General features: G+C 72.0%; 19 protein-coding genes, 1 rRNA gene and 1 riboswitch. Of the genes, 11 read left to right on the top strand and 9 right to left on the bottom strand.

Translation table 11 applies throughout. From position 1 onward, the window contains the following. From ACFVXH_RS03260 to ACFVXH_RS03275, 4 genes are all read right to left on the bottom strand, one after another. Positions 1-93 (bottom strand): 16S ribosomal RNA (locus ACFVXH_RS03260); the annotation flags it as partial. 424 nt (positions 94-517) lie between these two features. Continuing rightward, complete coding sequence (locus tag ACFVXH_RS03265; protein ID WP_387820556.1) at positions 518-1,594, bottom strand: threonine aldolase family protein; 1,077 nt, start codon at positions 1,592-1,594, stop codon at positions 518-520. Beyond that, a complete protein-coding gene (locus ACFVXH_RS03270; RefSeq protein ID WP_387819904.1) occupies positions 1,591-2,349 on the bottom strand; it encodes an SDR family NAD(P)-dependent oxidoreductase in 759 nt (252 codons plus the stop codon). Before ACFVXH_RS03270 ends, ACFVXH_RS03265 begins: the two co-directional genes overlap by 4 nt. Further along, positions 2,346-3,746: a DUF6421 family protein gene (locus ACFVXH_RS03275; protein WP_117492498.1), complete on the bottom strand. Its 1,401-nt coding sequence runs from the start codon at positions 3,744-3,746 to the stop codon at positions 2,346-2,348. The genes ACFVXH_RS03270 and ACFVXH_RS03275 overlap by 4 nt, the downstream gene beginning before the upstream one ends. Positions 3,747-4,282: 536 nt before the next feature. Between ACFVXH_RS03275 and ACFVXH_RS03280 the strand changes: the two genes are divergently transcribed. The 5 genes from ACFVXH_RS03280 (at position 4,283) to ACFVXH_RS03300 (ending at position 8,874) form a co-directional block, all read left to right on the top strand. Continuing rightward, positions 4,283-5,170: an ABC transporter substrate-binding protein gene (locus ACFVXH_RS03280; RefSeq protein WP_049650552.1), complete on the top strand. Its 888-nt coding sequence runs from the start codon at positions 4,283-4,285 to the stop codon at positions 5,168-5,170. A 68-nt stretch (positions 5,171-5,238) separates the two neighbouring features. Beyond that, positions 5,239-6,138: an amino acid ABC transporter permease gene (locus tag ACFVXH_RS03285; RefSeq protein ID WP_049650553.1), complete on the top strand. Its 900-nt coding sequence runs from the start codon at positions 5,239-5,241 to the stop codon at positions 6,136-6,138. After that, on the top strand, positions 6,135-6,893 hold the full coding sequence (locus tag ACFVXH_RS03290) for an amino acid ABC transporter ATP-binding protein (RefSeq protein WP_049650554.1): 759 nt from the start codon (positions 6,135-6,137) through the stop codon (positions 6,891-6,893). Before ACFVXH_RS03285 ends, ACFVXH_RS03290 begins: the two co-directional genes overlap by 4 nt. A gap of 324 nt (positions 6,894-7,217) precedes the next feature. Next, the gene (locus ACFVXH_RS03295) at positions 7,218-7,772 is read left to right on the top strand and encodes a DUF5134 domain-containing protein (RefSeq protein WP_387819908.1); all 555 of its coding nucleotides are present in this window, start codon (positions 7,218-7,220) and stop codon (positions 7,770-7,772) included. Between the two features lie 154 nt (positions 7,773-7,926). Next, positions 7,927-8,874 (top strand): M56 family metallopeptidase, encoded by a 948-nt coding sequence (locus tag ACFVXH_RS03300; protein ID WP_387819910.1) that lies wholly within the window; start codon positions 7,927-7,929, stop codon positions 8,872-8,874. A gap of 58 nt (positions 8,875-8,932) precedes the next feature. Here the strand turns inward: ACFVXH_RS03300 and ACFVXH_RS03305 are convergent, their stop codons facing one another. Further along, positions 8,933-9,367: a MarR family winged helix-turn-helix transcriptional regulator gene (locus ACFVXH_RS03305; RefSeq protein ID WP_049650557.1), complete on the bottom strand. Its 435-nt coding sequence runs from the start codon at positions 9,365-9,367 to the stop codon at positions 8,933-8,935. Positions 9,368-9,454: 87 nt separating this feature from the next. Here ACFVXH_RS03305 and ACFVXH_RS03310 point away from each other — a divergent pair, with 87 nt between their 5' ends. Beyond that, positions 9,455-10,969 (top strand): MFS transporter, encoded by a 1,515-nt coding sequence (locus ACFVXH_RS03310; RefSeq protein ID WP_380778041.1) that lies wholly within the window; start codon positions 9,455-9,457, stop codon positions 10,967-10,969. Positions 10,970-11,197: 228 nt separating this feature from the next. Continuing rightward, on the top strand, positions 11,198-11,803 hold the full coding sequence (locus ACFVXH_RS03315) for a TetR/AcrR family transcriptional regulator (protein ID WP_049650559.1): 606 nt from the start codon (positions 11,198-11,200) through the stop codon (positions 11,801-11,803). Between the two features lie 79 nt (positions 11,804-11,882). Here the strand turns inward: ACFVXH_RS03315 and ACFVXH_RS03320 are convergent, their stop codons facing one another. Then, complete coding sequence (locus ACFVXH_RS03320; protein ID WP_049650560.1) at positions 11,883-12,749, bottom strand: helix-turn-helix transcriptional regulator; 867 nt, start codon at positions 12,747-12,749, stop codon at positions 11,883-11,885. Positions 12,750-13,167: 418 nt separating this feature from the next. Between ACFVXH_RS03320 and ACFVXH_RS03325 the strand changes: the two genes are divergently transcribed. Beyond that, on the top strand, positions 13,168-13,743 hold the full coding sequence (locus tag ACFVXH_RS03325; RefSeq protein WP_241853036.1) for an ATP-binding protein: 576 nt from the start codon (positions 13,168-13,170) through the stop codon (positions 13,741-13,743). A gap of 391 nt (positions 13,744-14,134) precedes the next feature. Here the strand turns inward: ACFVXH_RS03325 and ACFVXH_RS03330 are convergent, their stop codons facing one another. After that, the gene (locus ACFVXH_RS03330) at positions 14,135-14,398 is read right to left on the bottom strand and encodes a DUF397 domain-containing protein (protein WP_074004386.1); all 264 of its coding nucleotides are present in this window, start codon (positions 14,396-14,398) and stop codon (positions 14,135-14,137) included. A gap of 558 nt (positions 14,399-14,956) precedes the next feature. Between ACFVXH_RS03330 and ACFVXH_RS03335 the strand changes: the two genes are divergently transcribed. The 3 genes from ACFVXH_RS03335 (at position 14,957) to ACFVXH_RS03345 (ending at position 18,412) form a co-directional block, all read left to right on the top strand. Further along, positions 14,957-15,916, top strand: coding sequence for a hypothetical protein (locus tag ACFVXH_RS03335; protein WP_234348297.1), 960 nt, complete (start codon positions 14,957-14,959; stop codon positions 15,914-15,916). A 450-nt stretch (positions 15,917-16,366) separates the two neighbouring features. After that, positions 16,367-16,537, top strand: a riboswitch (cyclic di-AMP (ydaO/yuaA leader). Further along, positions 16,524-17,915 carry a transglycosylase family protein gene (locus tag ACFVXH_RS03340; RefSeq protein ID WP_387819914.1) on the top strand — a complete coding sequence of 464 codons (1,392 nt, stop codon included), beginning with the start codon at positions 16,524-16,526 and terminating at the stop codon, positions 17,913-17,915. It overlaps the preceding riboswitch by 14 nt. Positions 17,916-18,211: 296 nt before the next feature. Next, positions 18,212-18,412: a hypothetical protein gene (locus ACFVXH_RS03345; protein ID WP_117492512.1), complete on the top strand. Its 201-nt coding sequence runs from the start codon at positions 18,212-18,214 to the stop codon at positions 18,410-18,412. A gap of 119 nt (positions 18,413-18,531) precedes the next feature. Here ACFVXH_RS03345 and ACFVXH_RS03350 read toward each other — a convergent pair whose 3' ends face one another. Both ACFVXH_RS03350 and ACFVXH_RS03355 read right to left on the bottom strand, forming a co-directional pair. Beyond that, the gene (locus ACFVXH_RS03350) at positions 18,532-19,551 is read right to left on the bottom strand and encodes a LacI family DNA-binding transcriptional regulator (protein WP_181970866.1); all 1,020 of its coding nucleotides are present in this window, start codon (positions 19,549-19,551) and stop codon (positions 18,532-18,534) included. A gap of 25 nt (positions 19,552-19,576) precedes the next feature. Continuing rightward, positions 19,577-21,274 (bottom strand): glycoside hydrolase family 13 protein, encoded by a 1,698-nt coding sequence (locus ACFVXH_RS03355; protein WP_074004383.1) that lies wholly within the window; start codon positions 21,272-21,274, stop codon positions 19,577-19,579. Positions 21,275-21,285 lie beyond the last annotated feature (11 nt).

Raw genomic sequence — 21,285 nt, forward strand, 5'->3', positions numbered from 1 at the left:
ACTGATCCACCCCGAAGGGCTTCACCGTTCGACTTGCATGTGTTAAGCACGCCGCCAGCGTTCGTCCTGAGCCAGGATCAAACTCTCCGTGAATGTTTACCCGTAATCGGGTCGACACCCGCGTTGAGCGGCACGGCAACCACCGGAATAGGGCGGCCCCGCGCACTGCGTCCTCGCTAGTGTTTGTTTCAAAAGGAATCTCCAACCCCAGGAAACCCTGAGGCCGGGGATGTCAACATATCTGGCGTTGACTTTTGGCACGCTGTTGAGTTCTCAAGGAACGGACGCTTCCTTCGGACCGCCTTCCAGCGGACCCTCCGGGCTTCGTTCTTTCGTGTTTCCAGCTTATCAGACGCTTTCCGCTCCGTTTTCCGGAGTTTCATTCATCGGATTCGCTTTCCGCTTTGCCGCCCCGGTCTCCCGCGGCGACTCCGGAACTGTACGGGCACCGGCCCGCCACATGCAAATCGTCCCGCCCCGCTGTCGCGGGACGGGACGATCCGTCGTTCGAGCACCGTCAGGCGCGGCCCATCTCCTCGGCGATGGCCGCCGCGAAGGCGTCGATGTCGGCCTCCGTGGTGTCGAAGGCGCACATCCAGCGGACCTCGCCGGTGTGCTCGTTCCAGAAGTAGAAGCGATAGCGCTTCTGGAGCCGCTCGCTCACCTCGCGCGGGAGGATCGCGAACACCGCGTTCGCCTGGGCCGGGCGGACCACCTCGACGCCGTCGATCTTCCGGACTGCGGCCTCCAGGCGGCTGGCCATCGCGTTGGCGTGGCCGGCGTTGCGCAGGTAGAGGTCGCCGGAGAGCAGGGCCTCGAACTGGACCGAGACGAAGCGCATCTTCGAGGCGAGCTGCATCGAGGTCTTGCGCAGGTACGTGATGTTGCGAACCCGCTCCGGGTTGAGCACCACCACGACCTCGCCAAACAGCAGGCCGTTCTTCGTCCCGCCGAAGGAGAGCACGTCGACGCCCACGTCGGTGGTGAAGGCGCGCAGCGGCTGGCCGAGCGAGGCGGCGGCGTTGGCCAGGCGGGAGCCGTCCACGTGGACGAGCATGCCCAGCTGGTGGGCGTGCTCGGTGATCGCGCGGATCTCGTCGGCGGTGTAGAGGGTGCCGAGCTCGGTGCTCTGGGTGATGGAGACCACGAGCGGCTGCGCGCGGTGCTCGTCGCCGAAGCCCCAGGCCTGCTGGTCGAGCAGCTCGGGGGTGAGCTTGCCGTCCGGGGTGGGGACGGTGAGCAGCTTGATGCCGCCCATCTTCTCCGGGGCGCCGCCCTCGTCCACGTGGATGTGGGCGGACTCGGCGCAGACCACCGCGCCCCAGCGCGGGAGCAGGGCCTGGAGGGCGACCACGTTGGCGCCGGTGCCGTTGAAGACGGGGTAGGCCTCGGCCTTGTCGCCGAAGTGGCGACGGAAGACGTCCTGGAGGTGGGCCGTGTAGTCGTCCTCGCCGTAGGCGATCTGGTGGCCGCCGTTGGCGAGGGCTATCGCGGCGAGGACCTCCGGGTGCACGCCGGCGTAGTTGTCGCTGGCGAAGCCGCGGACGGCGGGGTCGTGCCGCCGTACCGCGTCCGTACGGGTGAGGTCGGTCATCGGGCTGTCAGCCACAGGTGCTGTCCGTTCAGTTCTGCTGCGGGGCGGTCCCAGAGGCCCGCCAGGTGTCCGGCGAGGTCGGCGGTGTCGGTGAAGCCGGCGAACTTCGCCTCCGGCTTCTCGGCCCGCATTTCGGGACTGACCAGCGCCTTGATGACCAGGATCGCAGCCGCCGCGGTGGGCTCGCCGTCGGGGGCGGTGGTCTCCTTCTTGAAGGAGTCGGCCATGGCGAGGGTCCACGCCTCGGTGGCGGCCTTGGCGGCCGCGTAGGCGGCGCCGCCGGCGGTGGGGTTGTGCGCGGCCGCGGCGGAGATCATCGCGTAGCGGCCGGCGGTGCTGCGGACCAGCGCGGGCTGGAAGGCCAGCGAGGTGTGCTGGAGGGTGCGCACGACGGTGTCGTGCAGGAAGTCCCAGTCGTCCAGCCGGGTGTCGAAGAAGGTCTTGCCGCCGCGCCAGCCGCCGACCAGGTGGAACAGGCCGTCGACGTGGCCGTGCTCGGACTCCAGGTGGTCGGCCCAGTCGTGGACCTCCTGGGGGTCGAGCAGGTCGATCACCTGACCGCTGACCTTGGCCCCGCGGACGGCCACCCGGGTGGCGTCCAGTGCGGACTCCAGGCGCTGGGCGTCGATGTCGGCGCCGATCACGGTGGCACCGTCGGCGGTGAGGCGGCGCAGCACGGCGCGGCCGGCCGGGCCGCTGGCTCCGGCGACGGCGATGACCTTGCCGGCCAGCGGGGCGTTGGTGGAGGTGGTCACGCGGCGGCTCCCTGGATCCCGGCGCCGGTGATGCCGGCGGTGGCGGCGATGACGCCGCTCAGCTTCTTGTTGAGGGCCTCGTAGAACATGCTCAGCGGGAACTCGTCCGGGAGCACGGCGTCGCAGAGGGCCTTGTTGAGGGCCTTGCCGTCGGTGATGTCGAGCGGCAGGGCCTCGGAGCCCTTCGCCCAGGTGGAGGCCGGGTGCGGGGTGAGGTAGCGGGAGACCAGCTCGTACGCGGCGATCCAGTGGGCCGGCTTCGGCCGGTCGATGCCGTCGCGGTAGAGGGTCTCGATCTCGGCGCAGAGCGCGTTGGTGACCTGCTGGGCGCGCTCCCAGTCGATGCTGAGGCGGTTGTCGCGCCAGCGCAGCGCGTCGTGCTTGTGCAGGTAGGCGAAGAGCAGCTGGCCGCCGAGGCCGTCGTAGTTGCGCACCCGGTCGCCGGAGACCGGGAAGCGGAACAGGCGGTCGAAGAGGACCGCGTACTGGACGTCGCGGGCGTGCGGGTTGCCCTCGGTCTCCAGCTGCACCGCCTCCTTGAAGGTGGTGAGGTCGCAGCGGAGCTCCTCCAGGCCGTACATCCAGAACGGGCTGCGCTGCTTGATCATGAAGGGGTCGAACGGCAGGTCGCCGTGGCTGTGGGTGCGGTCGTGGACCAGGTCCCACAGGACGAAGGTCTCCTGCGCGCGCTGCTGGTCCTGGAGCAGGCCCTCGGCGTCGACCGGGATCTCCAGGCCGAGCTGCTGGACGGCGCTGGTGGTGACGGCGCGGAAGCGCGCGGCCTCGCGGTCGCAGAAGATGCCGCCCCAGGTGAATCGTTCCGGCGCCTTGCGCACGGAGACCGTCTCAGGGAAGAGCACGGCGGAGTTGGTGTCGTAGCCGGCGGTGAAGTCCGTGAAGGTGATCGGCACGAACATCGGGTTGTCGAAGCGGGTGCGCTCCAGCTCGGCCAGCCAGTCGGGCCACACGACGCTCAGCAGGACGGCTTCCAGGTTGCGGTCCGGGTTGCCGTTCTGGGTGTACATCGGGAAGACGACCAGGTGCTCCAGCCCGTCCTCGCGCTGGGCGGCGGGCTGGAAGGCGAGGAGCGAGTCCAGGAAGTCGGGCTCGCGGTAGCCGGTGTCGGCCCACTTGGCGAGGTCCGCGTCAACGGCGGCCAGGTAGGCGGCGTCGTGCGGGAAGTTCGGAGCGAGCTCCTGGACAGCGGCGCGGACGGTCGCGACCAGCGGGTCGACCGTGTGCCGCTGGACGGCGGCCAGGTCGATCGAGCCGTCCTTCGACTGGAGCGGGCGCAGCGTCTCGACGGCCTCCTTCAGGCGCAGCCAGGCCGGGTGGCCGGCGAGGGTCGAGACCGGGGCGTCGGCCGCCACAGCGAGCCTTGGCGAAAGATTCTGCATCGTGGACTCACTTCGACAGGAGTTATTTCAACGGGAACACCATAAGTACGAAAGGTTCTCCCGTTCAAGGGGGGCCGGACGGGCAAAGTTCCGGCGCACCACCGCTCCGGCGCGGAAACCTTCGGCGAGAGGCGGGTTGTCCGGCATGTGGACAGTGATCTGGATGTTCTGGACAGATGCGCCGTTCTGATGCGAACCTCCCCGCATGCTCCCGGCGGTGATCACGGTGGCCGTACGCCACGACAGCCCGTTCCGGGCGCCCTCCCGTCGGCACGTCTGCCGTCGCTGTCGCTGTCGCGCGCGCGGCCTCTGCTGCCGCTGTCGCCGCTGTTGTTGACCGGCCTGCCGCCGACCCGGCTGCTGCCGGTCCGGCTCGGGGGGCGCCGCGGACGCGGGCCCGTACGCCGACCATGCCGCGTGTGTTCCGGCGCCGCCACCGGGGGGAAGTGACCCGCCGGGATGCGGGCCGCCCGTCGCGCCCTCCCGTGCCCCTCACCTTCCTTCCGTCCCGCCGGTCCTTTCCCTGGAGCCCCGTCATGACCCTCCGCAAGCCGTCCGCCGTACTGCCCATCGCCGCGCTGGTCGCCGCCGCGGCCGTGCTGACCGCCTGCGCGCCGCAGGACTCGAAGTCCGACGCCGCCCCGGGCGCCTCGGGCGCGGCCGGGTCGGCGGCGGGCTGCGCGCCGGGGGCGCTGGCCACGCGTACCGCCGGGACGCTGACCGTCGGCACCGACAAGCCCGCGTACGACCCCTGGTTCACCGAGGACAAGCCGGAGAACGGCAAGGGCTTCGAGTCCGCCGTGGCCTACGCGGTCGCCGAGAAGCTCGGCTACCCGAAGGAGAAGGTCAGCTGGGTGGTGGCGCCGTTCAACAAGGCGACCTCGCCGGGTGCCAAGGACTTCGACTTCGACATCAACCAGGTGTCCGTCAGCGACGAGCGCAAGCAGGCGGTGGACTTCTCCTCCGGTTACTACGACGTGCGCCAGACCGTCATCGCGCTGAAGAACTCCAAGGCGGCGGGGGCCAGGAGCATCGCCGACCTCAAGGGCGCCAAGCTCGGCGCGCAGGTCGGCACCACGAGCCTGGACACCATCACCGACACCATCAAGCCGAGCACCCAGCCGGCCGTCTTCGACTCCAACGACCTGGCCAAGGCGGCGCTGAAGAACGGCCAGATCGAAGCGCTGGTGGTGGACCTGCCGACCGCCTTCTACATCACCGGCGCCGAGGTGCCGGAGGCCCAGGTGGTCGGCCAGTTCGAGGTGTCCTCGCGGGCCGAGCAGTTCGGCCTGGTGCTGGACAAGGGCTCCAAGCTGACCGGCTGCGTCTCGCAGGCGGTGGACGCGCTGCGCGCCGACGGCACGCTGGCGAAGCTGGAGAAGCAGTGGCTCTCCGACGCCGTCTCGGCACCGGTGCTGAAGTGAGTGCTGACCTGGGCCCCCGGCCGAGCGGGGAGTCGTCGGGCGGGGAATCGTCGGGTCGGGAGGGCTCGGTGGACCTCGCCAAGGCCCCGGTGGCGCGGACCGGGACGCCAGCCGCGGAGGACGGCTACCGCCCGTCCGAGCGGCGGCTGGCGCACGAGGCCTACCGGCGCTCCCGGGCCCGCCGCTCGGCGCTGATCGCCACCGCGTCGACCCTGGCGACGGCCGTCGTGCTCTACCTGCTGGTCGTCAACTCCCCCGGCTGGGAGGTGACCCGGCGGACCTTCTTCAACCTCGACTACGCCCGCCAGGCACTGCCCGAGGTGCTGAAGGGGCTGCGGCTGAACCTGGAGCTGATGCTCGGCTGCGGGGCGCTGATCCTGGTGTTCGGGCTGCTGCTGGCGGTGCTGCGGACGCTGCGCGGGCCGGTCTTCCTGCCGGTGCGGCTGCTGGCCACCGCGTACGTGGACTTCTTCCTCGGGCTGCCGATGATCATCTGCCTGCTGGTGATGATCACCGGGGTGCCGGCGCTGCGGCTGACCGGGGTGACCACCGATCCGCTGCTGCTGGGCGGGGCCGCGCTGGTGCTGACGTACTCGGCGTACGTCTCCGAGGTGTTCCGCTCCGGCATCGAGTCGGTGCACCCGAGCCAGCGCGCCGCGGCCCGGTCGCTGGGGCTGACCAACGCGCAGGCGATGCGGTACGTGGTGCTGCCGCAGGCCGTCCGCCGGGTGGTGCCGCCGCTGCTCAACAACCTGGTGAGCCTCCAGAAGGACACCGGGCTGGTCTCGATCGGCGGGGCGATCGACGCGGTGTACGCGGCGAAGATCATCGCGGCCCGGTCCTTCAACTTCACGCCGTACCTGGTGGCGGGGCTGGTGTTCATCGTGCTGACCATTCCGTTGACCCGGTTCGCCGACTGGCTGACCACCCGGATGAACCGCCGCCAGCTGCAGGGAGGTGCGGTGTGACGTCGAGCGAGGTGCTCCGGCTGGAGTCGGTGCGCAAGACCTTCGGCGACCAGGTGGTGCTGCGCGACGTGGACCTCGCCGTGGCCGAGCACTCGGTGACGGCGCTGATCGGGGCGTCCGGCTCCGGCAAGTCCACGCTGATGCGCTGCGTCAACCTGCTGGAGGGGATCGACGACGGGGCGATCTTCCTGGACGGTGAGGAGATCACCGATCCGCGCGCGGACGAGGACGCCGTACGGCGCCGGATCGGCGTGGTGTTCCAGTCGTACAACCTGTTCCCGCATCTGACGGTGCTGGAGAACATCACGCTCGCGCCGCGCCGGGTGCACCGGGTCGCCCGGGCCGAGGCGGAGGCGCGGGCGCTGGAACTGCTCGACCGGCTCGGGCTGGCGGCCAAGGCGAAGGAGTACCCGGACCGGCTGTCCGGCGGGCAGCAGCAGCGGGTCGCCATCGTGCGCGCGCTGGCCACCGGGCCGCGGCTGCTGCTCCTGGACGAGATCACCGCGGCGCTCGACCCGGTGCTGGTCGGCGAGGTGCTGTCGGTGGTGCGGGACCTCAAGGAGCAGGGGATGACGATGGTCCTCTCCACCCACGAGATGGGCTTCGCCCGCGAGGTCGCCGACCGGGTCTGCTTCCTGGACGGCGGGGTGGTGCTCGAACAGGGGCCGCCGGAGCAGGTGTTCGGCGACCCGCGGGAGGAGCGCACCCGGCAGTTCCTCAGCCGGGTGGTCGCCTCGGGGCGGCTCCAGGGCTGAGCGGGCACGCCCGGCCGGCGGGTACCGCACTATGCGGCCGGGGTTTGCCACGAGGCGTGCGGTGGGCGTGCGACAGGCGTGCGGCCAGGGCTTTCGCGAGGACGGGCACCACTGTGCGCCCCCGTACGCGCCCTGGCCACGCCCGGCCGGGTGCGGTGATCGTGGACCGGATGTCCGTCGCCGCGCACGGGGGCGGCGCACGGGCGACAGCCGACGGGTGACAACTGACAGCCGACAGATTTCATCATCTGTTCGCTGACCGCTGTCCGTTGTCATCTGTTCGTCGCCCGCCGCCCCGTCGCCCACCGCCCCGGGAGGCCTCCGTTGCACGGACCCGCCCTGGTCAACTGGCTCCTCGCCCTCCTCGCCGCCGGCGCGGGCACCTCCTGCCTGACCCGACTGCGCCACTCCCCCTGCGCCCCGGGCGGCGCACACCGGCCGCTCGCCCGCGAGTCCGACGCCGCCGAGGCCCTGATGGGGCTCGGCATGGCCGCGATGGCCGTCACCGGCGCCACCGTCCCGGCCGCCGTCTGGGCCGGGCTCTTCGGCCTCCCCGCCGCCGCCTTCCTGCTCGCCGCCGTCCACGCCCCGGCCGGGCGGGCGCACCGCCTGCACCACGCGGTCGGCGCGCTCGCCATGACGTACATGGCCCTCGCGATGGCCGGCGCCTCCGGCCACGGGCACCACCAAGCCGCCGCCCTGGGCCTTCCGGTGCTGACCGGGGTGCTCCTCCTCTACTTCGGCGGGTACACCCTCTGGACCGGCAGCCGGCTGCTGCGCACCCCGGCGGGCGCCCTCGCGGTCGGCACCGCCGGTCTGCCGCAGGCCTGCCGACTCACCATGGGGATCGGCATGTTCGCCATGCTCCTGACCATGTGACGGCCGCACGCCACGACCTCCAGCGCCCCAAGGGCCCCGTCCGGGCGTGGCGTTGGTCACTGGCCGGACGAAAGCCGTTCCACCGGACGTCGCCAGCGCATAGGTTGGCGGGGAGCGCGTTGTCGCGTTCCGTGCGTACTCGGGGAGCCCATCGATGCCTGCCCTGATCGGCCTGCTGCTGCTCGGCCTGCTGCTCTCGACCGTCGCGCCCCGGCTGCTGGCCCGGGCCCGCTGGGCGGAGCGCGAACCGGTGCTGGCACTGCTGGTGTGGCAGTGCCTGGTGGTGGCCGTCCTGCTCTGCTGCGCGCTGGGCCTCCTCCTGGCGGCCTCCGCCGCCCTGCCGGAGCTGCGCGCGCTGCTGTTCCGCGGCGCGCCGCACGGCGTGGAGGCGGCGTACGGCCTCCAGGAGGCCGAGGGCTGGGGCCGGCTGTGCGCCGCGGCACTGGCCGCGGGCGGGGTGCAGACGGTGCTGGCGCTCACCCGCGAGGTCCGCACGGCCAAGGCACTGCGCAATCGTCGGCACGCCCAACTGGCCACCCGCGCACCCGAGTTGCCGGACGGCATCGAGAGCGACCGGAGCCGCCGGGAGCGGCTGGTGGTCCTGGAGAACGTCCGCCCGGAGGCGTGGTCGCTGCCCGGACCGGACTCCCGGCTGGTGGTCACCACCGGCGCCCTCCGGCAGCTGACCGACCGGGAGCTGGCGGCCGTGCTGAGCCATGAGCGCGGCCACGTCCGGGCCCGGCACCACTGGCTCCAGCAGTTCGCCCAGGCGCTCGCCTCCGGCTTCCCCGGGGTCGGCGTGTTCAGCGCCTTCCGGGACCAGGTGGCGGAGCTGGTCGAGCTGGCCGCCGACGACCGGGCCGCCCGTCGGCACGGCCGGCACACCACCGCCCTCGCGCTGGCCGAACTCAACCTGGACCGCGGGGTGTTCGGCTCCTGTCCGCCCGGCCTGGCGCAGTCCCCGAAGCGGGTCGACCGGCTGCTCGCGGGCCGTCCGCGACTCTCCGTCCCGCACCGGCTGCGGCTCACCGTCGGGGCGCTCGCCGCGCCCGCCGTGGTCGTCCTGCTGGCCGCCGCACCGGGGCTGCACTCGCTGCTCTGAGGCCAACCCGGCGTCAGCCCGGCGTTCTTGACGTTCCGTCAGCCGGAAACCCGATCCGTCAGTCGGTGGACGATCCGCAGGCCGGCCCGAGTCCGCCGCCGAGGGTCAGCTCCAGCACCTGGCGGTGGAGCGGCCTGGCCTGCTCGTACCGTTCCCGCCCGGCCTCGGTGAGGGTGAGCACGACGCCCCGCCGGTCGCTCTCGCACATCGCCCGGGTGACCAGTCCGGCCTTCTCCAGGCGGGCGATCAGCCGGGAGAGCGCGCTCTGGCTCAGGTGGACGGTGTGGGCCAGCTCGCTCACCCGCACCGCGGGCCCGCCGCCGCCCCCGCACTCCTCGACGAGGCGCTCCAGCACCTCGAACTCGCTCATGCCCAGCCCGTACCGGTCGCCCAGCTCGCGGTCGAGCATGCAGGCCGCGGCGGCGTGCCGGGCCAGCAGCTCGCGCCACTGCGCGACGAGACCGGTCTCCGCCGGGGAGTCGAGTTCAGCCACGCCGCCACCCTAGCACGTGCATCGACAATTATTGCGTTCACATCTAATTCACTTGCATTGAATGCATGTGCATGTACTGTCCTCCCCATGACCACCGCGACCGTCCCATCACCCGATGCCCCGTCAACCAGCGGGCCGCACTGGACTCCCCGCCTCTGGGGCACCCTGATCGTGCTCTGCGCCGCCATGTTCCTGGACGCCCTGGACGTCTCCATGGTGGGCGTCGCCCTCCCGTCCATCGGCTCCGACCTGCACCTGTCCACCTCCACCCTGCAGTGGGTGGTCTCCGGCTACGTGCTCGGTTACGGCGGTCTGCTGCTGCTCGGCGGACGCGCCGCCGACCTGCTCGGCCGCCGCCGGGTGTTCCTGGTCGCCCTGGGCGTCTTCGCCGCCGCCTCACTGGTCGGCGGCCTGGTCGACGACGGCGGCCTGCTGATCGCGGCCCGCTTCCTCAAGGGCGTCAGCGCCGCCTTCACCGCCCCGGCCGGCCTGTCGATCATCACCACGACCTTCGCGGAGGGCCCGGCCCGCAACCGCGCCCTGTCGATCTACACCACCTGCGGTGCCAGCGGCTTCTCGCTCGGCCTGGTGCTCAGCGGCCTGCTCACCTCGGTCGGCTGGCGCTGGACCTTCCTGATGCCCGTCCCGGTCGCGCTGCTCGCACTGGTCTTCGCCGTCCGGCTGCTCCCCCGCCCGGTCGAGGAGCGCGCCAAGGGCGGCTACGACGCACTGGGCGCGATCACCGGCACCGCGACCGTTCTGCTGCTGGTCTTCACCGTCACCGAGGCCCAGGGCGCCGGCTGGCTGAGCGCGCGCACGCTCGGCTCGATGCTCGTCGTCGCCCTGCTGGCCGCCGCCTTCCTGTGGGTGGAGAGCCGCGCCGCGCACCCGCTGGTCCGACTCGGCATCTTCCGCAACGGTTCGGTCGCCCGGGCCAACGTGGTCGCCTTCGCGATGACCGGTGCCTACGGCGGTTTCCAGTTCGTGGTCACCCTCTACCTCCAGCACCTGCTCGGCTGGTCGGCCCTGGAGATGGCCCTCGGCCTGCTCCCCGCCGCGGCCCTCATCGCGCTCTCGGCGCCCTTCATGGGCCCGATCGTGGACCGCTTCGGCACCGGGCGGCTGCTGCCGATCGGACTGCTCTCGCTGGTCGCCGCCTTCGCGCTGTTCCTGCGGCTGGACGAGCACAGCTCGTACCCCGGCCTGGTGCTGCCCTCGATGCTGCTGCTCGGCGTGGGCTTCGCCTTCGCCTTCCCCTCGGTGAACATCGCCGCCACCGACGGCGTGGGCGACGAGGAGCAGGGCCTGGCCTCGGGCCTGGTGAACACCGCGATCCAGGTCGGCACCGCGGTGGTCCTGGCCGGAGCGACCGCGATGATCACGGCCGGCAGCGCGGGCGGCGACAGCCCGCAGGCCCAGCTGGACGGCTACCGGCCGGCGCTGCTGTTCGTCACGATGGTCGCCCTGGTCGGCCTGGTGGTCGCGGCGGCGGGCGCCCTGGTGGACCGGCGCCGCGCCTCAACTCCCGCGCCGGTGCCGGATTATGATTACTCATCAGCCGGGTCGACCGCGGCCCGCGCCGAAGTCCTGACCGAGCGCTGACCCCGGGCCCCGCCCGCGGCCGATCTCCGGGCCGTCGGGCCGTGGCGCCGGCTCCACCAAACCCCCGTGTTGGTGGAGCCGGCCGTCTTCGTGGCGGCCGCCCGGGCAGCGCCCCTCGGGGCACGGTTCCTCGGTGCGGCTGTCGGCTCCGCAAGTATATTGGCTCGCAGCCAACGAACGTTCGGAGCAGACACGATGGCACCTCGCGGGGATTCGGTCAATGAGGAGATGCGGCAACGCTCCCGCCGACGCATCATGCGGGCCACCGTCGAGCTGGTTGACCAGCGCGGATACGCGGGCACCACGCTGACGGACATCGCCGAGCGGGCCGGACTCGCCCGCGGGCTGCTCTCGTACTACTTCGACGGCAAACGGCTGCTGATGCAGTCCGCGACGCACCGGATGATGCACCAGTCGCTGGCCTGCGCCTTGGCGGAACTGGCACCCGGTTCCTCGCCGAACGCGCGGCTGGCCCGGGCGATCGACACCGTGCTCGGGCTGGCGCTGGACCACCCCCGGGTGATGCGCTCGCACCTGGCGCTGATCCTCGACCCGGATACCGGCGCCTTCGTCCAGGACCCGGAGCAGCAGCAGCTCGGGGCCCTGCTCCAGGGCCTGCTGCTCGACTGGGGCGCGCCCGACCCGGTCGCCGAGCACGCCGTCCTGCGCAGTGCGCTGATGGGCGGCTGCATCGGGGTGCTGCTGCCGGGCGCCGAGATCCCGCTGGCGCCGATCCGGGCCGACCTCTTCCGCCGCTACGACCTGGCCTGGGAGCTGGGCCGCCCACCGCAGCCGTCCCCGCCGGAACGCGAGAGGCCGCCGGCCCGCGACTGACGGCGGGTGGGCGGCCTGGCGGACCGACTGCCGGGGGCCTCGCGAGGGAGGGATCTCACAGGCCCCGGACGGCAGCGGCTCAGCGTTCCTTCAGGATCGAGGCGAGCAGGTCTATCGTGCGCTCCGGCGTGAGACTGTCCACGCAGAGCCGCTCCATGACCTGGATGTAGGCGTCGACGTCGTCGCGCTTGTCCAGGTAGAGCGCGCTGGTGAGCTGCTCCAGGTAGACCACGTCCGCGAGGTCCTGCTCCGGGAAGCGCAGGATCGTGAACGCCCCGGACTCGCCCGCGTGCGCGCCGAACCGGAACGGCATGACCTGGATCACCACGTTGGCCTGCTCGGCGACGTCGATCAGGTACTGCACCTGACCGCGCATCACCTGGGGCCCGCCGACCGGCCGGCGCAGCGCGGCCTCGTCGATGACCGCCCACAGGCGCGGGCTGGCCCCCTCGGTCAGCAACTTCTGACGGCGCAGCCGGAGGCTGACCCGCCGTTCGACCTCCTCCTCGCTGATGACCGGCCGACTCTGGCCGAAAACCGCCCGTGCGTACTCCTCGGACTGCAGCAGTCCGGGGATGAACTGCACCTCGTAGGTGCGGATGAGCTGGGCGGCCTCCTCCAGGCCGACGTAGGTCTGGAACCAGCCCGGCAGCACGTCGTTGAAGCTGTGCCACCAGCCGGACTTGTTGGCCTCGCGGACGAGGCCGAGCAGGGCTTCCCGCTCGATGCCGTCATCCACGCCGTACAGGCTGAGCAGGTCGGCGACGTCGCGCTCCTTGAAGCTGACGCGGCCGAGTTCCATGCGGCTGATCTTGGACTCGGAGGCCCGGATCGCGTAGCCCGCGTCCTCGCGGGTGATGCCGCGCGCCTCACGCAGGCGGCGCAGCTGCGAGCCGAGGAGGATCCGGCGGACCATCGAGCCGCCGCCCGGCTGAACTGTGGTCATGCGGTCGAAACCTCCACCTAGGGCAAACAGCGCACAGTCTGCCATCAGTTGAGCGCTCACGGTGCCGATACTGACGGATGTTCCTATCAGTTCTGCACTCCACGCACCAGGATGCACGTGCATTCGGCGCTTGCATATGCCAATAGTGCGACTGCACGTGAATCGACTCTTGCATCTGCAGTGAGCGCACACCACCATGGTGCACGTGCACCTGCACATCCCTGGCAATCCCGCGGGCTCCGCGTCGACCCCACGCGCGACTCCGTGCACCGACCCGACGGCGTCCCCCGCGTCATCGGGCGTTCGAGTGCGCGCGCGCCTGGTCGAGGGGGCGGCCGAGCGGCCGAGCGAGTCGGAGGTGACCGGCATGACCCCGGCGGGTCCAGCCGTGTCCGCCCCCTTATGGGAGGAGCTCTTCATGAGCACCGGTACGGCTTTGGCGGTTGACCCCCATGTGGTCACCTGTACGCTCGCTCCTCGCTTCGAAGCCGTCAGAACCGCGCGGGACTTCGCTCGGAGCACGCTCCAGCTCTGGGGCCTGACGGAACTGTTCGACGACGTCGCGCTGGTGGCCTCGGAACTCGTGACCAACGCGCTCCGGCATGCGATCGGCGCACGGCCCGACCCGTCGGGCGGCGCCCTGGGCGAATACGACTTTCCCATGAAGCCGACCGCGGACGGCCGGCTGCCGATCCGAATAAGCCTGGTGCACCGCGCACCCCAGGTGGTCTGCGCGGTGAGCGATCCGAGCAGCACCGGCCCGGTCGCCCGGGAGGCCGACTTCGTCGCCGAATCGGGCCGCGGGCTGCACCTGGTGGAGTCGTTCAGCCGCTCCTGGGGCTGGCACCCGCTGGGCAGCGGCAAGGTGGTCTGGGCGATGTTCGAGGCCGAGTCGGTCGGCGGTTCCCCCCTGGACGGACACCCCGGGCTCGGCGGCCGCTCACCGCTCGACGGTCCCGTCGACGTCGGCGGACGGCATCGGCGCTCGGCCTAGGACGGGCCCCGCGCTCCGAGCGGGTCCTGTACTCCCAGCGGGCCCCGTGCTCCGAGCGGGCCCGGCGTTCCCAGCGGGCCCGGCGTTCCGGACGAGCCCTGACCCCGGGACAGGCCCTGCGCTCCGGAGGAGCCCTGCCTTCGGGACGGACGGCGCGCGGCCGGTCGACGGACACCCCGGGAGGACCGCACCCCGGGCACTTCCAGCAGGCCCCGTCGAGAGCCTCCGGCACCACGGAACCGCGAGCGGCTCGGCGCGGCCGGGCGGGCCGGGCGGCCGGACGGATCCGGGAGAGGCCTCCGGAGCGAAGACATCCGGAGGAGACAAAGACAAAGGCCGTCGTGGTGTCGGCACCCACGACGGCCCCCCGATGATGGAGCACGGCGGCTGGTCAGACCGCCAGGTGGTCGAACTCCCCGTCCTTCGCCCCCAGCAGCAGGGCGGAGATCTCGGCCCGGGTGTAGATGAGGGCGGGGCCGTCCGGGAACCGCGAGTTGCGCATCGCCACATCGCCGCCCGGCAGGGCCGCGAACTCGACGCAGTTGCCCTGGGAGTTGCTGTGCCGGCTCTTCTGCCAGACCACCCCCTGGAGATCGGCGGCGGCCATCCCGTTGTAGGTGTCGTACGAGCCGTGCGTGTCCTGCGAGTCGTGCATAGAAATCTCCCGAAGAGCTCCGGAGTTGTCGTCCAGCGCGGCGCCCCCGGCACCGCCGAAACGAACGGACCGGCCCCGTACCGGTCCGGCACAACGCCTCACTTGACGTGATGATAGCCGCAGTGCACGTGCATCAGCACGGGACATTGCAGGTGCACGAGGCCTTTTACCCGCAGCCGCGAACTCTTCACGGGCCCTTCCCCTGACGGTACGTAAACGGACATAGCCGATGAATCGTCGAGCCCGCGATAACCGGCCGTGAGCACCTCCCCGCTGAATGTTGATCTTCGAATGCCGGGAGTCGCCCACCCGTGACCCTCCGTCAAGCCGGGCTCATGCTGTGAGACATCTCACGCGCCCCGGGTGCAACGCCCGCCCCCTCGGATCACGTCGGGACAAGCACCGGCCACCACGCGGGGGTTGGGCGAAGAATGTCCGGATTGTAGGCAAAGCGCCCGGACCGGCGCCGGAGACGCACCGGGTCCGTACCGCGAGCACGCGAAACCCGTACGGCAGCCGACTGCAAGCCGGACGGGCCGATGTCCTACGATCTCCGGCATGAGCACCGCAGCCATTCCGGGCGCGCCACTGCCCGTCCGTACTCCAGGCTCCCGTGCGCGGGGGCGCCACCGTCGTCCCGAGCGCCCCGAGATCCCGGCCGGCGCCCCGGCCCTGGTGCTCGCCGTGCCCGCGACCGCCGGGCCCGAGTCCCGCTCGGTCGTCGAGGAGCTGCTCTCGATCGTCCGCACCGAGCAGAACGGCGTCCAGACCGCCGTCGGCTACCTCCCCGGTGACGGTGCGGCGGGCGCGAGCGGCGAGGACCGCACCGTGGCCGAGCTGCTGGCCCTGGCCGCCGAGGCCGGGCGGCCGATGCCCGTCCTGGTGCCGCTGGTGCCCGGCCCGCACACCTTCCTGACCGGGCTTCACGCGCTCGCCGCCGAGTACGGCGCGCCCGTCACCGACCCGCTGGGCCCGCACCCGCTGCTGGCCGAGGCCGTGCACGTCCGGCTCTCCGAGGCCGGGCTGGCCCGGGCCGACCGCGCCCGACTGTTCGCCATCGCGACCGCCGCGGACGGCGTGGTGCTGACCACCGTCGGCGGCGAGGACGCGGCCGCCGCGGCCGGCATCACCGGCGTGCTGCTGGCCGCCCGGCTGGCCGTGCCGGTCGTCGCCGCCGCGCTCGACGTGCCCGGCTCGGTGGCCGCGGCCGTCAACCACCTCAAGGACACCGGCTCGCAGCGCCCGGCGCTGGCCCCGCTGGTGATCGGCCCGGAGGCGGACTCCGAGCTGCTCGCCACCGCCGCCGAGGAGACCGGCTGCCCGTCGGCCGCGCCGCTGGGCGCCTACCCGTCGGTCGGCCAGCTGATCGCCTCCACCTACCTGGCCGCGCTGCCCACGCCGTCCCCGGAGGACCTGGCGCGGGCCGAGGCGGAGGCGGCGGCCGCCGCCGAGGCCGAGGGGGTCGTGGAGGGCTCCCGTGGCGCCCACGCGGCCGCCGAGGGGCCTGGCGGACGATAAGGACACCGCGCGCGGGTTCGCGCGCACCGAAGGGCCCGGAACGGATCGCGTTCCGGGCCCTTCCGCGTACTTCCCCCACCCCGTCCGTCCCGTACGGGAGTCACCCGGCAATGAAGGGGAATGTCCGTTCTGGCGCTATTTGAAAGGAAATAGGGAGCGTGGATTCACATGCTCCGATCGCGACCGCTCCCCCACCCGCCGGAGTGCGCCACTCCGCGATTCGACGCACCGTCACGCCACTCCTGAGGCGGAGCCAGTTGTCGGCTTCCACAACAGCATTGCCTGAAAACGATCATTTACGATCATGGTGAGTGGCAATTTTGGCAGTTTCCACTAAACCGTGATGCACATCACAGTGGTTTGCAGTTTGAACTTAAGTCTGATTAACGTGCTCCCCGTTCGTGACCACACGAACCCGGTCATCCGCAACGCCGAGTCCTGCCGTCGGATGTCCTGGAAGCGCGAAAACGCACCACGGCAGGAGCGGGGGACCCACAGGTAAGTCGCCCCGGACCGCTCTCCGGAACGGTCCAGGGCTAGGGGTGAAGCCGTGCTCACCGCACGGCCGGGCAACTCCAGCCCGAATCCGACAGCTCACCTCGCAGGCGTGGGAGAGGACCACGTCTTCATGCTGCCCACCAACGGCACCCGTCTGTCCGGCCGTACCCGTCGCGTGATCGCCGCCCTCGGCGTCGCGGGCGTCGGCCTCACCGTCCCCTGCCTCACCACCGGCACCGCCTCGGCCGCCTCCGTCGCCACCTGGGACAAGGTCGCCCAGTGCGAGAGCGGCGGCAACTGGAGCATCAACACCGGCAACGGCTTCTACGGCGGCCTCCAGTTCACCTCCAGCACCTGGTCCGCCTTCGGCGGCACGGCCTACGCGGCCCGTGCCGACCTGGCCACCAAGGACCAGCAGATCGCCGTCGCCGAGAAGGTCCTCGCCTCGCAGGGCCCCGGCGCCTGGCCGGTCTGCTCGGTCCAGGCCGGGCTCACCAAGGGCGGCGGCGCGGCCGCCGTTGACACCTCGGCGGGTTCGACCGCCGCCAAGCCCGCCGCGCCCGCCCAGAGCGCCAAGCCGGCCGCTCCGGCCGCGAAGCCCAGCGCCAAGCCCGCGCAGCCGCAGACCCCCGCCGCGAAGCCCGCCGCGCCCGCCCAGGGCGACGCACAGGCCTCCACCGACTCCGCCGCCTCCGGCAACCGGAGCGACTGGGTGCAGAAGCGCCAGCAGCAGGCCCAGGGCGGCGACTACACCGTCGTCGAGGGCGACTGGCTGTCCGCGATCGCCGACCAGCACAAGGTGCAGGGCGGCTGGCAGCGGCTGTACGACCTCAACCGCGGCACCCTGACCGAGGGTCCGGACACCATCTACCCGGGCCAGCAGCTGTCCTTCGGCGGCAACGGCCAGGCCCGGGCCGGCCAGTCCTCCGCCGGCACGTCCGGCTCGGACTTCACCTGGTTCGACCGCTCGCAGAAGTCCGGCCAGTCCGCGAACGGCGGTGCCGTGAACGCCCAGCCGACCGCGCAGCCCGAGGCCCCGGCCGCCAAGCCGTCCACCAAGCCGGCCGCGAAGCCCGCCACCAAGCCCGCTCCGCAGCCCCAGGCCCAGACGCAGACCCAGACCCAGGCGCCGGCCGCGACCGGCAGCATGGCCGCCGCGGTCACCTTCGCCCAGTCGAAGGTCGGTCAGGCGTACGTCTACGGCGGCACCGGCAACGGCGGCTGGGACTGCTCCGGCCTGACCCAGGCCGCGCTGCGCGCCGCGGGCATCTCCGTCCCGCGCGTCGCCGCCGACCAGGCCGCCGCCAGCACCCACGTCTCGCTGGACAGCCTCCAGGCGGGCGACCTGCTGTTCTGGTCCAACAACGGCAAGGACTCCGGCGTCTACCACGTCGCGATCTACATCGGCAACGGCAAGTACGTCGAGGCCGCCAACCCGAGCTCGGGCGTCCGCGAGCAGAGCATCGCCAACTGGGCCCCGGACTTCGCCGGCCGGGTCTGAGGACGGCGCACGGTCCACGGCGCACGGCCGACGGATGGCCGGTAACAGCTGACGGGTAACAGATAACAGCTGACAGCTTTCAACATCTGTCAGCTGTTATCCGTCAGCTGTCGGCCGTCGTCCGAACGCTGACCGCCCACCACCCCCGGGGAGAGTCTGGTCGCTCCTCCCCGGGGGTTCCGGCGTTCCCGGGGCCCCGGCGTGCCCGACCGTTCCCGACCGCGGTTCCGCCCCGTTCCGTGGTGGATCGCCGCCCCAGCGGGCATGCTGCTGCTCTGCACCCGAGGAGGAGTCACATGGCCCAGGTCACCGTCACCCTCGACGCGAACCTCGCGATCGACGCGATGATGCTTTCCGGCACCAAGAGCCCCCAGGACGCCGTCGAACTGGTCCTGCGCGACTACCTGGCCCGCGGCCGCCGCACCGAGACCCGTACCGGCGAGGCCGCCGACGGGCACCGCCTGACCGCCGACCGCCCTACCGCCCAGGAGGGCTGAGCCACCCCATGGCCCGGCACGGCCTGCCACGGCCCGCCACGGCCGACCGCGCGCACGCCGACGGGCCCCGGAGAGCGATCGCCCTCCGGGGCCCGTCCGACGGCCGTGGCGGCCGGGGTTCAGCGCGCGCAGGCCCCGGTGGACCCGCGCATCACCAGCTCCGGCTGGAACATGAACTCGCCGCGCTGGGCGGCGTTCCCGCCGACCTCCTCCAGCAGCGCGTCCACCGCCGCCGTGGCCATCGCCTCGACCGGCTGGCGGATCGTGGTCAACGGCGGCTCGGTGAAGGCGATCAGCGGCGAGTCGTCGAAGCCGACCACCGACACGTCCTGCGGCACCGACAGCCCGCGCTGCCGCACCGCCCGGATCGCCCCGAGCGCCATCATGTCGCTCCCGCAGACGATCGCCGTGCAGCCCTTGTCGAGCAGCGCGCCGGCCGCCGCGTGCCCGCCCTCCACGCTGAACAGCGTGTGGTGGACGAGGTTCTCGGCTTCCTCCCGGCCGAGCCCGAGCACCTCGCGCATCGCCGCCGTGAAGCCCTCGATCTTGCGCAGCACCGGTACGTACCGGCGCTGACCGACGGCCAGCCCGATCCGCTCGTGCCCGAGTTCGGCCAGGTGCTGGACGGCCATCCACATCGCGGCGCGGTCGTCCGGCGAGATGAACGGCGCGTCGATCTTCTCGCTGTAGCCGTTGATCAGCACGAACGGCACCCCGCGCCCGGCCAGCCGGGCGTAGCGGTCGTGGTCGGCGGTGGTGTCGGCGTGCAGGCCGGAGACGAAGACGATGCCCGCCACGCCCCGGTCCACCAGCATGTCCACCAGTTCGTCCTCGGTGGACCCGCCCGGCGTCTGGGTGCACAGCACCGGGGTGTAGCCGTGCCGGCTGAGCACCTGCTCGATCACCTGGGCCAGCGCCGGGAAGATCGGGTTGCTGAGCTCCGGCGTGATCAGGCCGATCAGCCCGGCGCTGCGCTGGCGAAGGCGGGTCGGCCGCTCGTACCCGAGCACGTCGAGTGCCGCCAGCACGGTCTGCCGGGTGGCGGCGGAAACGTTCGCCTTGCCGTTGAGCACGCGGGAGACGGTGGCTTCGCTGACCCCCGCCTGCGCCGCGATGTCTGAGAGTCGCGCCGTAGTCACGGTCCCAGAGCCTATTCCAACCACGTCAGACCGCCCACCAGCCGGTGCTGTCCGGAGCGAGCACCGTCTCGCCGCCGTCCACCACGAGGTCGGTCGAGGCGAGCAGCAGCGTGCCCGGGGCCGCGATCCGCACCGGCTCGCCGGTGGTGTTCACGGTGCAGACGAAGGCGCCGCGGCGGAACGCCAGGGTGCCCTCGGGGCTCTCCAGCCACTCGACCCCGGTGCCGGCGCCGAGGTCGGGCTGGGCCCGGCGGACGGCCAGCGCGCTGCGGTAGAGCTCCAGGGTGGAGTTCGGGTCGCCGGTCTGCGCCTCGACGCTCAGCTCGGCCCACTCGGCCGGCTGCGGCAGCCAGGACGGCCCGCCGGCCACCGGGCCGAAGCCGTACGGGGCCTCGGTGCCGGACCACGGGATCGGGACGCGGCAGCCGTCGCGGTAGCCGTCCTGGCCGGCCTGGCGGAAGAAGGACGGGTCCTGGCGGACCTCGTCGGGCAGGTCGGTGACGTCCGGCAGGCCGAGCTCCTCGCCCTGGTAGACGTATGCCGAGCCGGGCAGCGCGAGCATCAGCAGGGTGGCGGCGCGGGCGCGGCGCAGGCCGAGCGCCCGGTCGCCGGGGGTGCGGATCTGGGTGCCGAGGCCGGGCTCGTTGGCGAACCGGGTGGCGTGCCGGGTGACGTCGTGGTTGGACAGCACCCAGGTGGTGGGGGCGTCGACCGGGCGCATCGAGTCGAGCGAGAGGTCGATCACCTCACGCAGCGTGGCGGCCTCCCAACCGGTGCCCAGGTACTGGAAGTTGAAGGCCTGGTGCAGCTCGTCGGGGCGGACGTAGTTGGCGGTGCGCTGGACGGTCGGGGTCCAGGCCTCGGCGACGCCGATCCGCTGCCCCGGGTACTCGTCGAGGATCGTGCGCCAGCTGCGGTAGATCTCGTGCACGCCGTCCTGGTCGAAGAACGGCATGACGTCGTTGCCGAGCAGCTTCAGCTGGTCGGCGCCGCCGAGGTCGGGCAGGCCGGGGGCCTTGACCAGGCCATGGGCGACGTCGATGCGGAAGCCGTCCACGCCCATGTCGAGCCAGAACCGCAGGATCGAGCGGAACTCGTCGGCGACGGCCTGGTTCTCCCAGTTGAAGTCGGGCTGCTCCGGGGCGAACAGGTGCAGGTACCAGTCGCCGGGGGTGCCGTCCGGGTTCTCGCTGCGGGTCCAGGCCGGGCCGCCGAAAATGGACTCCCAGTCGTTGGGCGGGAGTTCACCCTGCTCGCCCTTGCCGGGGCGGAAGTGGTAGCGGTCGCGCAGCGGGGAGCCGGGGCCCTCCCGCAGGGCGCGCTGGAACCACTCGTGCTGGTCCGAGGAGTGGTTGGGGACGAGGTCGACGATGATCCGCAGGCCCAGGTCGTGGGCGTCCCGGATGAGGGCGTCGGCGTCCAGCAGGGTGCCGAACATCGGGTCCACGGCGCGGTAGTCGGCGACGTCGTAGCCGGCGTCCGCCTGCGGCGAGGCGTAGAACGGCGACAGCCAGACCGCGTCCACCCCGAGGTCGCGCAGGTAGGGCAGGCGGCTGCGGACGCCGGGCAGGTCGCCCATGCCGTCGCCGTTGGAGTCGGCGAAGCTGCGCGGGTACACCTGGTAGATGACCGCGTCCCGCCACCAGCCTCTGGACGCGCTGACGTTCGCCTCGTGAGCGGTGTCGGCGGCAGGCCGGGAGGTGTCGGCCAGGTTCTGGGTCATGGACGGTATCC

It is taken from the genome of Kitasatospora sp. NPDC058184 (genome assembly GCF_042883725.1).
In the GTDB taxonomy this organism is placed as follows: domain Bacteria; phylum Actinomycetota; class Actinomycetes; order Streptomycetales; family Streptomycetaceae; genus Kitasatospora.